This window comes from Pseudomonas mandelii (genome assembly GCF_900106065.1).
Taxonomy (GTDB): domain Bacteria; phylum Pseudomonadota; class Gammaproteobacteria; order Pseudomonadales; family Pseudomonadaceae; genus Aquipseudomonas; species Aquipseudomonas mandelii.
On sequence record NZ_LT629796.1, the window covers coordinates 3,853,000 to 3,866,594 of the forward strand.

The window sequence follows — 13,595 nt, forward strand, 5'->3', positions numbered from 1 at the left end:
TGCGGGCTTATTCGATCGGGTTGTTCAATTGTTTTCGAACGTTATAAGCAACGTTCATAAACGAAGCTTAGAGCCAAAGACATGCACTGTTTTATGGCGGTTGCGTTACACATTAGTGCACTGTTAACGCAACCGCGTTACTTATAGAAACAGTCAATCAGCCGCGATAGTAGCGTTGTGGAACAAATGGCATTTTGCTTACAAGCAAAGGCACCTTTTTCCCACGAACAATCGCCCATACGGGTGTATCGATAGCGATATAAGCGCTGTCGAGGTAGCCCATGGCTAACGGTCCGCCCAGAGTCGGGCCGAAACCACCGCTGCACACAGCGCCGATGATGTCGCCTGCTTCGTTGACGATTTCCGCGCCTTCACGCACCGGTGTACGTTCCTGAGGCAACAGGCCCACACGCTTGCGGTTGACGCCGGCTTGTTGTTGCGCGAACACAGTCTCTGCGCCAGGGAAGCCGCCGGCCCGTGCGCCATCGGCGCGACGTGGCTTGGAGATGGCCCACAGCAGGCTGGCCTCGATCGGAGTGGTCTCGGTGTTCATGTCGTGGCCGTAGAGGCACAGGCCGGCTTCCAGGCGCAGGGAGTCGCGAGCGCCGAGGCCGATGGCCGCCACTTCAGGCTCAGCCAGCAGCGCGCGCGCCAAGGCTTCAGCGTTGGCGGCCGGTACGGAGATTTCGAAGCCGTCTTCACCGGTGTAGCCCGAACGGCTGACAAAGCATTCGACACCCAGCAGTTTCACTCGGGTGAACTGCATGAAAGTCATCTTCGCGACTTCAGGCGCCAGACGAGCGAGCACGGTCACGGCAGCCGGGCCTTGCAGGGCCAGCAGCGCGCGTTCTTCGAACAGCGGTTCGATTGTGCACTGGTCGCCAATGTGCTTTTGCAGATGCGCAAGGTCCTGATCCTTGCAGGCGGCGTTGACCACCAGGAACAGTTCGTCGTTACCCAGGTTGGCGACCATCAGGTCGTCGAGGATTCCGCCGGTTTCATTGGTGAACATCGCGTAGCGCTGCATGCCCACCGGCAGGTCGATGATGTCCACCGGCACCAGGGTTTCCAGGGCCTTGGCGGCATTGGCGCCGGTCAGGCGGATCTGGCCCATGTGCGAGACATCGAACAGCCCGGCCTGATCACGGGTGTGCTGGTGTTCCTTCATCACGCCCAACGGGTATTGCACCGGCATGTCGTAGCCGGCGAACGGCACCATGCGCGCGCCGAGTTCGATGTGCAGTGCATGCAGCGGGGTTTTCAGCAATTGTTCGGTGGACATATTCAGCTCCTGAAAAAGTGTGCGGATGCGCGTGGGCATCAGCACTCGATAATGTTGACCGCCAAACCGCCACGGGCGGTTTCCTTGTATTTGCTTTTCATGTCGGCGCCGGTCTGGCGCATGGTGCGGATGACCTTGTCGAGGGAGACGAAGTGCTGACCGTCACCGCGCAGGGCCATGCGCACGGCATTGATGGCTTTCACCGAACCCATGGCGTTGCGCTCGATGCAAGGCACTTGCACCAGCCCGCCAATCGGGTCGCAGGTCAGGCCCAAGTTGTGTTCCATGCCGATTTCCGCCGCGTTTTCCACTTGCTGCACCGTGCCGCCAAGCACTTCGCACAGCGCGCCGGCTGCCATGGAACAGGCGACGCCGACTTCACCCTGACAACCGACTTCGGCGCCAGAGATCGAGGCGTTTTCTTTATAGAGAATGCCGATGGCGGCGGCAGTCAGCAGAAAGCGCACGACGCCGTCTTCGTTGGCGCCGGGGATGAAGCGCATGTAGTAATGCAGCACCGCCGGTACGATGCCCGCTGCTCCGTTGGTAGGCGCGGTGACGACGCGCCCGCCGTTGGCGTTTTCTTCGTTGACCGCTAAAGCGTAGAGGTTGACCCAGTCCAGCACCGACAGCGGATCACGTAGCGCCGATTCCGGGTTCTTGCACAGTTGCCGATGCAGCGCAGCGGCCCGACGTTTGACCTTCAAGCCACCGGGCAGAATTCCTTCATTGCGGCAACCGGCGGCGACGCAATCCTGCATGACTTGCCAGATGTTCAGGAGGCCGGCGCGGGTTTCCGCTTCCGGGCGCCAGGCACTTTCGTTGGTCAGCATCAACTGGCTGATGGACAAGCCGTACGTGGCGCAATGACTGAGCAGGTCCTTGGCGCTTTTGAACGGGAAGGTCAGCGGCGTGGCGTCTTCGACAATGCGGTCGGCGCCAGCGGCGTCTTCATCGACCACGAATCCGCCGCCGACCGAGTAGTACTCGCGGCTGCGGACCTGTAGGCCCGCCGCGTCGAACGCACGAAAGATCATGCCGTTGGGGTGATAGGGCAACGGTTTGCGGATCATCGCCAGGTGTTCTTTCTCGTTGAAAGCAATGCTGTGTTCGCCGAGCAGGTTCAAGCGACCATTGCCGCGAATATCTTGCAGACGGGCGGCGACGGTTTCGGTGTTCACGGTGTCCGGGTGTTCGCCTTCCAGGCCGAGCAACACGGCCTTGTCGCTGCCGTGGCCTTTACCGGTGGCGCCGAGCGAGCCGTAGAGCTCGACTTTGACGCAGGCGGTTGCAGTCAGCAGCCCTTCACGGCGCAAGCCTTCGGCAAAACGCGCAGCAGCGCGCATCGGGCCGACGGTGTGGGAGCTGGAAGGGCCGATGCCAATCTTGAACAGGTCGAACACGCTTAACGACATGGTTGGGCTCCGGTTTCTTGTTATGAGGAGCACCACACGACCTGTAGGAGCGAGGCTTGCCCGCGAAGCTTTTAGCGGCCGTGATGGCCTCTTCGCGGGCAAGCCTCGCTCCTACAGAACCGGTGTGTCCTTGTGAGGGCGGTGAACCGCCCCCTATGGATCAAGCGTAGCTTTCGATCGACGGGCAAGCGCAAACCAGGTTGCGATCGCCAAACACGTTGTCGACGCGACCGACCGGTGGCCAGTACTTGCCTTCGATCAGCGACGCAACCGGGTATACCGCTTGCTCACGGCTGTACGGATGCGCCCACTCGCCAACGATTTCCGCGGCGGTGTGCGGGGCGTTTTTCAGCGGGTTGTCGTCCTTGTCCAGCGTGCCGTTTTCCACCGCGCGAATTTCTTCGCGGATGCGGATCATGGCGTCGCAGAAGCGGTCCAGTTCTTCCTTGGATTCGCTTTCGGTCGGCTCGATCATCAGCGTGCCGGCGACCGGGAAGGACATGGTCGGGGCATGGAAACCGAAGTCGATCAGGCGCTTGGCGACGTCATCGACGCTGATGCCGCTGCTGTCTTTCAGCGGACGCAAATCGAGGATGCATTCGTGCGCCACCAGACCGTTGCTGCCGGTGTACAGCACTGGGTAGTGCTCTTCGAGGCGACGGGAAATGTAGTTGGCATTGAGGATCGCGAGCTGCGAAGCGCGCTTGAGGCCCGCGCCGCCCATCATCCGAATGTACATCCAGGTGATTGGCAGAATGCTCGCGCTGCCGAACGGTGCCGCGCAGACCGCGCCTTCTTTACGCTCCATGGTGCCGTGACCCGGCAGGAACGGGGTCAGGTGCGATTTCACGCCAATCGGGCCAACGCCCGGGCCGCCACCACCGTGGGGAATGCAGAAGGTTTTGTGCAGGTTCAGGTGGGACACGTCGCCGCCGAACTTGCCCGGGGCGCAGAGGCCGACCATCGCGTTCATGTTGGCGCCGTCGATGTACACCTGGCCGCCGTGGTCATGAATGATGCCGCAGATTTCACGGATGCCTTCTTCGAACACGCCGTGGGTCGACGGGTAAGTGATCATCAATGCTGCGAGGTGTTCGCGGTGCTCGATGGCCTTGGCGCGCAGGTCTTCGATGTCGACGTTGCCGCGGGCATCGCACGCGGTGACGACTACGCGCATGCCGGCCATGTTGGCGGTGGCCGGGTTGGTGCCGTGGGCAGAGGACGGGATCAGGCAGATGTCGCGACGGTCTTCGCCACGGCTCTGGTGATAGGCGCGAATTGCCAGCAGGCCGGCGTATTCACCTTGGGAACCGGCGTTCGGTTGCAGGGAGATCGCGTCGTAACCGGTGGCGGCGCAGAGCATCGCTTCCAGTTCGTCGGTCAGCTGTTGGTAACCGGCGCTTTGCTCGGCCGGGGCGAACGGGTGCAGGGCACCGAACTCGGCCCAGGTGACCGGGATCATTTCGCTGGCGGCGTTGAGTTTCATGGTGCACGAACCCAGCGGGATCATGGTGCGATCCAGGGCCAGGTCCTTGTCGGCCAGCTTGCGCAGGTAGCGCATCAGCTCGGTTTCCGAGTGATAACGGTTGAACACCGGGTGGCTGAGGATCGGAGATTGGCGAACCAGCGCGGCCGGGAGGGTGCTGACCACGGAACCGGCGAGGGCGGCGAAGTCTGGCAGCGCCTTAGCGTCGGCGAACAGGGCCCACAGGGTTTCCACGTCGGCTTGCGAAGTGGTTTCGTCGAGGGACAGGCCCAGACGCTCGGCATCCACGACGCGCAGGTTGATCTGCTGGGCGCGAGCCTTGTCGTGCAACGCGCCAGTGTTGGCGCCGGTTTTAATGGTCAACGTGTCGAAGAAGCTTTCTTGCTCGACCGTCAGGCCCAGTGCGCTCAAGCCCTTGGCCAGAATCGCGGTCAGGTGATGAATGCGGTTGGCGATCTGCGTCAGGCCTTTCGGGCCGTGGTACACGGCGTACATGCTGGCGATGTTGGCCAACAAAACCTGCGCGGTGCAGATGTTCGACGTGGCCTTCTCGCGGCGGATGTGCTGCTCGCGGGTTTGCATCGCCAGGCGCAGGGCCGGTTTGCCGAAACGGTCCACGGAGACACCGACCAGACGGCCCGGCATGTCGCGCTTGAACGCATCTTTCGTCGAGAAGTAAGCCGCGTGCGGGCCACCGAAGCCCAGCGGCACGCCGAAGCGTTGCGCGCTGCCGATGGCCACGTCGGCGCCGAACTCACCCGGAGGGGTCAGCACGGTCAGGGCCAACAGGTCGGCGGCGACGGCGACCAGCGCGTTGGCGGCGTGGAAGCGTTCGGTCAGTTCGCGGTAATCGAAGACGTCACCGTTGCTCGCCGGGTATTGCAGCAAGGCGCCGAAGAACGGCGTCACGTCAGTCAGTGCCTGCTCGTCACCAACGACCACGTCGATACCCAGCGGCTCGGCACGGGTGCGCAGTACGTCGAGGGTTTGCGGGTGGCAATGCACGGACGCGAAGAAGGCGTGGCTGCCCTTGTTCTTGCTCAGGCGTTTGCAAAAGGTCATCGCTTCGGCGGCGGCGGTGGCTTCGTCGAGCAAGGATGCGTTGGCAATCGGCAGGCCGGTCAGGTCGCTGATCAGGGTCTGGAAGTTCAGCAGCGCTTCGAGACGACCCTGGGAGATTTCTGGCTGGTACGGGGTGTACGCGGTGTACCAGGCCGGGTTTTCCAGCAGGTTGCGCAGGATCGGCGACGGCGTGTGGGTGCCGTAGTAACCCTGGCCGATGAAGGTCTTGAACAGCTGGTTTTTGCCGGCGATGGACTTGATCAAGGCCAGGGCATCGGCTTCGCTCAGGCCGTCTTCGAGACCGAGGACGCTGGTGCCTTTGATGCTTTCCGGGATGACGCTGGCGCTCAGGGCTTCCAGAGAGTCAAAACCGAGGCTGTTGAGCATGGCTTGCTCGTCGCCGGAACGCGGGCCGATGTGGCGGGCGATGAATTCGTTGGCGGTCGTCAGGTTGACTTGAGTCATGTCAGCGCTCCTCAGGCTTCGGCGTTGGCTTTGATCAGACGGTCGTAAGCGTCCTGATCCAGCAGTTTGGCGACAGCCGAAGCGTCGGTTGGCTGAAAGCGGAAGAACCAGCCTTCGCCCAGCGGATCTTCGTTGACCAGTTCAGGGCTGGTGTCGAGTGCCGGGTTCACTTCCAGCACTTCGCCGTCAAGTGGCATGTACACGCCGCTGGCGGCTTTTACCGATTCCACGGTGGCGGCTTCGGCGCCTTTGTCGTAGGACTGCAGCTCAGGCAGTTGTACGAAAACCACGTCGCCCAAGGCGTTCTGTGCGAAGGCGGTGATGCCGACAGTGACGCTGCCGTCAGCTTCGGTGCGCAGCCATTCGTGATCTTCAGTAAAACGCAACTCGCTCATGGAAACTCCTAAGGGGGCCAGACTTGTCTGGTGGACGCGATGGAATGCTTGGGCTAAAGCCCTGCTTTATGGCGGGTTACTAAGCAATTTCGCGGCCAATGTTTTTTTATCGTTATAAATCAATCGCTTAGTTGATATTGCGATGTGCGGTAGATTGATGGCTGTAGCGAAATCGCTACAGCAAGAGGCGAAGAAAAAAGCCTAAGTGGATCAAAGCCTTGCACAGCGGTGATCAGGGGAGGGTGTAGCGATATCGTTCCGCTGTAGCGCTTTCAGTACAGGTGGAGGTCGTTTTTAAACAGGTCTTCAGGCCAGACACAAACCTCTGTAGGAGTGAGCATGCTCGCGATAGCGGTGTGTCAGTCAACACATGCAGCAACTGACACTCCGCTATCGCGAGCAGGCTCACTCCTACAGTTGTTTTGTGCCGGTTGGGAGATTGTATATCCGGCCTCACGGCTTATTGGGAATGCCGTACTTGCGCAGTCGATGGGCGATCGCCGTGTGGGAAGTTTGCAGGCGGCTGGCCAGTTGCCGGGTGGAGGGGTAGCTGACGTAGAGTTTTTCCAGCAGCGTCTTTTCGAACTCCTCCATCGCCTGCTCCAGGCTATCGACATCGCTGTCACTCTGGCGCGCCACCGAGGTGCCGGCGATGTCGAGGTCGCCGATGTCCACCAGGCTGCTTTCGCAAATCGCCGCCGCACGGAAGATCACGTTCTGCAATTGCCGCACGTTGCCCGGCCAGCGGTTACCCAGCAGTGCAGGATAAGTCCCCGGCGCCAGACGACAGACCGGGCGCTGGATCTGTGCGCAGGCCTGCTGCATGAAATAGCGCGCCAGCAGCAGGATGTCCTGACCGCGTTCACGCAGAGGCGGGACTTCGACATTCAGGACGTTGAGGCGATAGAACAAGTCTTCGCGGAACGAACCTTCGCTGACCATTTTTTCCAGGTTGCGGTGAGTTGCGCTGAGGATTCGCACATTGACCTTTACCTCGCGATCACCCCCGACTCGCCGGAAGCTGCCGTCATTGAGGAACCTCAGCAACTTCGCCTGCAGGTACGGCGACATTTCACCGATTTCATCGAGAAACACCGTGCCCTGGTTGGCCAGTTCCATCAGCCCCGGTTTGCCGCCCCGTTGCGCACCGGTAAAGGCGCCAGGGGCGTAGCCGAACAGTTCGCTTTCGGCGAGGTTCTCCGGCAATGCGGCGCAGTTCAGCGCCAGGAACGGCGAACCGTGCCGGGCGCTGATGGCGTGGCAGGCCCGCGCCACCAGTTCTTTGCCGGTTCCGGTTTCGCCCTGGATCAGCAACGGCGCATCCAGTGCTGCCACGCGCTGGGCGCGTGCCTTGAGGGTACGGATCGCCGGGGACTCGCCGAGCAACGCGTCGAAACCTTCGGCATGGTCGTGGTGCAGCGCCGAGAGGCGTTCGCCGATGCGGTTCGGTTGATACAAGGTCAGCAGGGCGCCGGCGTCGGTGATCGGGGTGGCGTCGAGCAGCAGGGTCTGGCCGTTGACGGTGATCTCGCGCAGCGGCAGGCGGAAGCCGTTTTCGAGCAATACGCCAAGCAGCGCCGGGTCGGCAAACAGATCGGCGACGCTTTCACCGGCCGGTTCGCGACCATACAACGCGATCAGCGCCGGGTTGGCCAGCAGCACTTTGCCGTCACTGTCCAGGGCCAGCACCGGGTCGGTCATGGCGGCGAGCAGCGCATCGAGCTGCAAGTGCCGCCGTTGCCCCGGAAGGATGTCGACCACCGTCATCGCTTGCACGCCGCGCACGCTGAGCAACGCATCGCGCAGCTCTTCGAGCACTTCCGGGCTCAGGGTCGGAGCGTCGATGTACACGTTGGGCGGGACCATTTCCACCGCATCCAGATTGAGATTGCGCCCACCGAGCAGGGCCAGGACTTCCTGGGTAATGCCGACGCGGTCGATGAAGCTGACGTGGATACGCATGGGGCGGTTTTCAATCTGGCAAGCGGAGGGGGGCAAGTATGCCTTGGGGCGGGTCTCAGGTGAAATGCACGTGTTCAACCTGCAGGAACGAGGCTTGCCCGCGAAGAGGCCATCAAGACCGCTAAAAGCTTCGCGGGCAAGCCTCGCTCCTACAGGTCGTGGGGCCGCAGTCTTTCAGTCGGCATCCATAGCGAATGAAAGTCCGTCATCGCGAGCAGGCCCGCTCCCACAAGGGGGCGCAGGTTACTCAAAGTTCTCGAGGTCTACCGGGTCGCCGGATTTCATATCCAGCTTCTTCCGAATGTCTTCAAATACCTGGTCGTAATTTTTGTGAACCGAGCCGATCTGGCTGTGTGTCCTTGGAATACCGTACTTCTCGGCGATATTCGTTATGTTGTTGGCGAAGTTGTAGGCCTCAACCTTGGGTAGAAAGAAGGTTTCGCTCATATCCTTTCCCTGAATGCTGCCATGCATGGTGAACTGGATGCCTTTTTCCCCTTTGTCGTTATTGCTGACCTCATAGTCGAAGTGCAGGTTGTAGCTGACATCATCCGAGGTCAGCGCGTGGCGCTCGATGTGCAAGTGACCGGGGGCGAACGTTGCCATTGACGTTTCTCCTTATAAATAAGTAATGCCAGGTGTCGCCGTGCTGATGCGCGTGCCGGCCGTGCCCTGGACGATCGCTTCGATGTCCGAGAGTGAACCGATCACCGCGGTTTTTCCAGTATGGCGGGCAAACTCGCAGGCGGCCTGCACCTTCGGTCCCATGGAGCCGGCGGCGAAGCCGAGTTTTTCCATTTCGTCAGGGTGGGCTCGGGCGATGGCTTTCTGGGTCGGTTTGCCGAAGTCGATGCAGGCGGCGTTGACGTCGGTGGCGATCACCAGCAGATCGCTTTCCAGCTGTTCGGCCAGCAGCGCCGAGCACAGATCTTTGTCGATCACTGCTTCCACGCCTTGCAGTTTGCCGCTGGCGCCGTACATCGTCGGGATGCCGCCACCGCCCGCGCAGATCACGATGCTGCCTTTTTCCAGCAACCATTTGATCGGGCGGATTTCGAAGATGCGTTTCGGTCTCGGGCTGGCCACCACGCGACGGTATTTGTCGCCGTCCGGGGCAATCGCCCAGCCTTTTTCGGCGGCAAGTTTTTCCGCTTCGGCCTTGGCGTAGACCGGGCCGATGGGTTTGGTGGGGTTCTGGAACGCCGGGTCGTTGGCATCGACTTCGACCTGGGTCAGCAAGGTGGCGAAGGGCACTTCGAAGTCCAGCAGGTTGCCCAGTTCCTGTTCGATGATGTAGCCGATCATGCCTTCGGTTTCGGCGCCGAGTACGTCCAGCGGATAAGGCGAAACCGAGGTGTAAGCGGCGGCCTGCAACGACAGCAACCCGACTTGCGGGCCATTGCCGTGAGCGATCACCAGTTCGTTGCCAGCATAAATCTTGGCGATCTGTTCAGTGGCGATCCGGATGTTGGCGCGTTGATTGTCCGCGGTCATGGGTTCACCACGGCGGAGCAGGGCGTTACCGCCCAGAGCAACGACGATACGCATAATGCAGTCCTTCTAGATGAGGTGACTCGGTCTCCCTGGTGAAACCCGATCAGTGTGGGAGTGAGCGTGCTCGCGATGACTATTTAACACTCAACAGAGACGTTGACTGTTACTCCGCTATCGCGAGCAGGCTCGCTCCCACAGGGGCTTTGTTCCAGCCGGGAGAGCCGGGTGGGCCGTTAGATATCCGCCAACGCCGACACCAGGATCGCCTTGATGGTGTGCATGCGGTTTTCCGCTTGCTCGAAGGCGATGTTGGCCGGCGATTCGAAGACTTCTTCAGTCACCTCCACGCCGTTGGCCAGGTGCGGATAGCGTGCGGCGATGTCCTTGCCGACCTTGGTTTCGCTGTTGTGGAACGCCGGCAGGCAGTGCATGAATTTCACCCGCGGGTTGCCGGAAGCTTTCATCATCGCGGCGTTGACCTGGTACGGCAGCAGTTGCTCGATGCGCTCGTCCCACGCTTCTACCGGCTCACCCATCGACACCCAGATGTCGGTGTGGATGAAGTCCACGCCCTTGACCGCTTCTTTCGGGTCTTCGGTGATGGTGATGCGTGCGCCGCTTTCCTCAGCGAAGGCTTTGCACTGGGCGATGAAATCAGCGTGCGGCCACAAGGCTTTGGGCGCGGCGATGCGCACGTCCATGCCGAGTTTGGCGCCGATCATCAGCAGCGAGTTGCCCATGTTGTAACGGGCGTCGCCAAGGTAGGCGTAGCTGATGTCGTGCAGCGGCTTGTCGCTGTGCTCACGCATGGTCAGGGTGTCGGCGATCATTTGTGTCGGGTGGAATTCAGCGGTCAGGCCGTTGAACACCGGTACGCCGGCGAACTTGGCCAGCTCTTCGACGATTTCCTGTTCGAAGCCCCGGTACTCGATGGCGTCGAACATCCGCCCCAGCACGCGGGCGGTGTCTTTCATGCTTTCCTTGTGGCCGATCTGCGACGACACCGGGTCGATGTAGGTGACGTGGGCGCCTTGGTCATGGGCCGCGACTTCGAAGGCGCAACGGGTGCGGGTCGAGGTTTTTTCGAAGATCAGCGCGATGTTCTTGCCTTGCAGGTGCGGACGCTCGGTGCCGGTATATTTGGCGCGCTTGAGGTCGCGGGACAGGTCCAGCAGGTAGTTGAGCTCGCGAGTGGTGTGGTGCATCAGCGAGAGCAGGCTGCGGTTGCGCATATTGAAAGCCATTTTGGATCTCCTTGGGTTTCGGTTATCCGCCTGCTTCGCGCTTTATGAGCGCGAAGCAGGGCATAAAAATTAATAGTCGATAGGGTCGCGAATGATCGGGCAGGTCATGCAGTGGCCGCCGCCACGGCCGCGCCCCAGTTCGCCAGCGCTGATGGTGATGACTTCCACACCGGCCTTGCGCAGCAGGGTGTTGGTGTAGGTGTTGCGGTCATAGCCGATCACCACGCCGGGCTCCACGGCCACCACGTTGTTGCCGTCGTCCCATTGCTCGCGTTCGGCGGCGAAGCTGTTGCCGCCGGTTTCCACCACGCGCAGCGCCTTGAGGTTGAGGGCCTTGGCGACGGTGTCGAGGAAGTTGGTTTCTTCGCGGCGGATGTCGATGCCGCCCGGCTTGCTGTCGTCAGGGCGCAGGGTGAAGGCGACGATCTGGTTTACCACTTCCGGGAAAATCGTCACCAGGTCGCGGTCGCAGAAGCTGAACACAGTGTCCAGGTGCATCGCTGCGCGGGACTTCGGCAGGCCGGCGACGATGACTTTCTCCACGGCGTTGTGCTTGAACAGGTTCACCGCCAGTTGGCCGATGGCCTGTCGTGACGAACGTTCGCCCATGCCGATCAACACCACACCGTTGCCGATGGGCATCACGTCGCCGCCTTCCAGGGTGGCGCTGCCGTGATCCTGGTCCGGGTCGCCGTACCAGATTTCAAAATCGGCGTTGGTGAACTGTGGGTGGAATTTGTAAATGGCGGTGGTCAGCAGGGTTTCCTGACGTCGCGCCGGCCAGTACATCGGGTTCAGCGTCACGCCACCGTAGATCCAGCAGGTGGTGTCGCGGGTGAACTGGGTGTTGGGCAGCGGCGGCAGAATGAAGCTGGAGTGGCCGAGGAAGTCGCGGAACATCTGGATGGTCTTGCCACCGAAGCTGTCCGGCAGGTCATCGGCGGAGACACCGCCAATCAGGAACTCGGCGATATGCCGCGGTTCCAGGCTACGCAGCCACGAACCCACTTCGTTGATCAGGCCGAGGCCGACCGAGTTGGCGGTGACCTTGCGTTCCAGAATCCAGTCGAGGGCTTCGGGGATGGCGACGATGTCCGTCAGCAGGTTGTGCATTTCCAGCACTTCGACGTTGCGTTCGCGCATCTTGGTGACGAAGTCGAAATGGTCACGCTTGGCCTGGGCCACCCACAGCACATCATCGAAAAGCAGTTCGTCACAGTTGTTCGGAGTCAGCCGCTGGTGGGCCAGGCCTGGGGAGCAAACCATGACTTTGCGCAGTTTGCCGGCTTCGGAATGGACGCCGTACTTAACTTTTTCGGTGGTCATTACAGTGATCCTCCAGATGACAAATGAGTCGAGTGTTACAGGGTCAGGAAGCCGTCATACAGGCCGTAGGCCGCCACCAGGGCGCCAGCGACAACAGCGGCGAAAATCAGCTTCTCGACGTTGGTGAAAACCGGTTTGTTGAGCTCCATCTTGGCCTTGGCGAACAGGATCGCGCCGGGGGCATAGAGCAGGGCAGAGAGCAGCAGGTATTTGACGCCGCCGGCATAGATCAGCCAGACCGCGTAAATCAACGCGACGGCACCGATGAACAGGTCTTTGCGACGTTCAGCCGCAGCGTTTTCATAGCTCTCGCCACGCACCGCCAGCAGCAGGGCATAAGCCGCGGACCACAGATACGGCACCAGAATCATCGAGGTGGCCAGGTAGATCAGCGACAGGTAAGTGCTGGCCGAAAACAGGGTGATGACCAGGAACAGCTGCACCATTGCGTTGGTCAGCCACAAGGCGTTGACCGGCACCTGTTTGGCGTTTTCCTTGCGCAGGAACGCCGGCATGGTGTGGTCCTTGGCGGCGGCAAACATGATCTCCGCACACAACAGCACCCACGACAGCAGCGCCCCGAGCAGCGAGATGATCAGGCCGACGCTGATCAGCACGGCGCCCCATGGACCGACGACGTGTTCCAGCACCGCGGCCATCGACGGGTTCTGCAGTTTGGCCAGTTCCGGTTGGGTCATGATGCCCAGCGACAGCACGTTCACCAGCACCAGAAACAGCAACACGGTGATAAAACCGATCACGGTGGCCTTGCCGACGTCGCTGCGTTTTTCTGCCCGGGCCGAGAAAATGCTCGCGCCTTCAATGCCGATGAACACCCACACGGTGACCAGCATCATGTTGCGCACCTGGTTCATCACACTGCCCAGGTCCGGGTTTTTCAGGCCCCAGATGTCGGCGGTGAAGATGTCCAGTTTGAAGGCGAAAATCGCGATCAGCACAAACAGCACCAGTGGCACGACCTTGGCGACGGTGGTCACCAGGTTGATGAACGCCGCTTCCTTGATCCCGCGCAACACGAGGAAATGCACGCCCCAGAGCAGCACCGACGCGCCGATCACCGCAGCGACGGTGTTGCCTTCGCCGAAGATCGGGAAGAAATAGCCGAGGGTGCTGAACAGCAACACGAAATAACCGACGTTGCCCAGCCACGCACTGATCCAGTAACCCCAGGCAGACGAGAAACCCATGTAGTCGCCGAAACCGGCCTTGGCGTAGGCGTAGACACCGCCGTCCAGGTCAGGCTTGCGGTTGGCGAGGGTCTGGAACACGAAGGCCAGGGTCAGCATGCCGACCGCGGTAATCGCCCAACCGATCAGCACGGCACCGACATCGGCACTGGCGGCCATGTTTTGCGGTAAAGAGAAGATCCCGCCACCAATCATTGAGCCGACAACCAGCGCCACAAGTGCGCCGAGTTTCAGTTTACCGGGGGATTCAGACATT

10 protein-coding genes are annotated in these 13,595 nt (G+C 61.0%); all 10 read right to left on the minus strand.

From position 1 onward, the window contains the following. Positions 1-157 precede the first annotated feature (157 nt). The 10 genes from gcvT to arcD all read right to left on the minus strand — a co-directional run bounded on the left by gcvT (position 158) and on the right by arcD (position 13,594). Positions 158-1,282, minus strand: coding sequence for a glycine cleavage system aminomethyltransferase GcvT (gene gcvT / locus BLU63_RS17800; RefSeq protein WP_083375885.1), 1,125 nt, complete (start codon positions 1,280-1,282; stop codon positions 158-160). Between the two features lie 38 nt (positions 1,283-1,320). Beyond that, positions 1,321-2,697: an L-serine ammonia-lyase gene (locus BLU63_RS17805; protein ID WP_010457430.1), complete on the minus strand. Its 1,377-nt coding sequence runs from the start codon at positions 2,695-2,697 to the stop codon at positions 1,321-1,323. A 160-nt stretch (positions 2,698-2,857) separates the two neighbouring features. Next, on the minus strand, positions 2,858-5,710 hold the full coding sequence (gcvP, locus tag BLU63_RS17810; RefSeq protein WP_083375886.1) for an aminomethyl-transferring glycine dehydrogenase: 2,853 nt from the start codon (positions 5,708-5,710) through the stop codon (positions 2,858-2,860). An 11-nt stretch (positions 5,711-5,721) separates the two neighbouring features. Further along, complete coding sequence (gcvH, locus tag BLU63_RS17815; RefSeq protein WP_083375887.1) at positions 5,722-6,105, minus strand: glycine cleavage system protein GcvH; 384 nt, start codon at positions 6,103-6,105, stop codon at positions 5,722-5,724. A 453-nt stretch (positions 6,106-6,558) separates the two neighbouring features. Continuing rightward, positions 6,559-8,067: a sigma-54-dependent transcriptional regulator gene (locus BLU63_RS17820; protein WP_077748702.1), complete on the minus strand. Its 1,509-nt coding sequence runs from the start codon at positions 8,065-8,067 to the stop codon at positions 6,559-6,561. A 243-nt stretch (positions 8,068-8,310) separates the two neighbouring features. Then, positions 8,311-8,673 (minus strand): DUF5064 family protein, encoded by a 363-nt coding sequence (locus BLU63_RS17825; RefSeq protein ID WP_083375888.1) that lies wholly within the window; start codon positions 8,671-8,673, stop codon positions 8,311-8,313. Between the two features lie 12 nt (positions 8,674-8,685). Continuing rightward, complete coding sequence (gene arcC, locus BLU63_RS17830; RefSeq protein WP_010457419.1) at positions 8,686-9,615, minus strand: carbamate kinase; 930 nt, start codon at positions 9,613-9,615, stop codon at positions 8,686-8,688. Between the two features lie 179 nt (positions 9,616-9,794). Continuing rightward, complete coding sequence (locus BLU63_RS17835) at positions 9,795-10,805, minus strand: ornithine carbamoyltransferase (protein ID WP_010457417.1); 1,011 nt, start codon at positions 10,803-10,805, stop codon at positions 9,795-9,797. 69 nt (positions 10,806-10,874) lie between these two features. Further along, positions 10,875-12,131: an arginine deiminase gene (arcA, locus tag BLU63_RS17840; RefSeq protein WP_083375889.1), complete on the minus strand. Its 1,257-nt coding sequence runs from the start codon at positions 12,129-12,131 to the stop codon at positions 10,875-10,877. Positions 12,132-12,166: 35 nt separating this feature from the next. Next, positions 12,167-13,594: an arginine-ornithine antiporter gene (gene arcD / locus BLU63_RS17845; RefSeq protein ID WP_083375890.1), complete on the minus strand. Its 1,428-nt coding sequence runs from the start codon at positions 13,592-13,594 to the stop codon at positions 12,167-12,169. Position 13,595: the final 1 nt, after the last annotated feature.

What these genes read in the sequence shown, in the direction of transcription:
- arcC (WP_010457419.1), bottom strand. Translation starts at nt 9,615, where the DNA reads ATGCGTATCGTCGTTGCTCTGGGCGGTAACGCCCTGCTCCGCCGTGGT.
- arcD (WP_083375890.1), bottom strand. Translation starts at nt 13,594, where the DNA reads ATGTCTGAATCCCCCGGTAAACTGAAACTCGGCGCACTTGTGGCGCTG.
- BLU63_RS17825 (WP_083375888.1), bottom strand. Translation starts at nt 8,673, where the DNA reads ATGGCAACGTTCGCCCCCGGTCACTTGCACATCGAGCGCCACGCGCTG.
- arcA (WP_083375889.1), bottom strand. Translation starts at nt 12,131, where the DNA reads ATGACCACCGAAAAAGTTAAGTACGGCGTCCATTCCGAAGCCGGCAAA.
- BLU63_RS17805 (WP_010457430.1), bottom strand. Translation starts at nt 2,697, where the DNA reads ATGTCGTTAAGCGTGTTCGACCTGTTCAAGATTGGCATCGGCCCTTCC.
- gcvP (WP_083375886.1), bottom strand. Translation starts at nt 5,710, where the DNA reads ATGACTCAAGTCAACCTGACGACCGCCAACGAATTCATCGCCCGCCAC.
- gcvT (WP_083375885.1), bottom strand. Translation starts at nt 1,282, where the DNA reads ATGTCCACCGAACAATTGCTGAAAACCCCGCTGCATGCACTGCACATC.
- gcvH (WP_083375887.1), bottom strand. Translation starts at nt 6,105, where the DNA reads ATGAGCGAGTTGCGTTTTACTGAAGATCACGAATGGCTGCGCACCGAA.
- BLU63_RS17835 (WP_010457417.1), bottom strand. Translation starts at nt 10,805, where the DNA reads ATGGCTTTCAATATGCGCAACCGCAGCCTGCTCTCGCTGATGCACCAC.
- BLU63_RS17820 (WP_077748702.1), bottom strand. Translation starts at nt 8,067, where the DNA reads ATGCGTATCCACGTCAGCTTCATCGACCGCGTCGGCATTACCCAGGAA.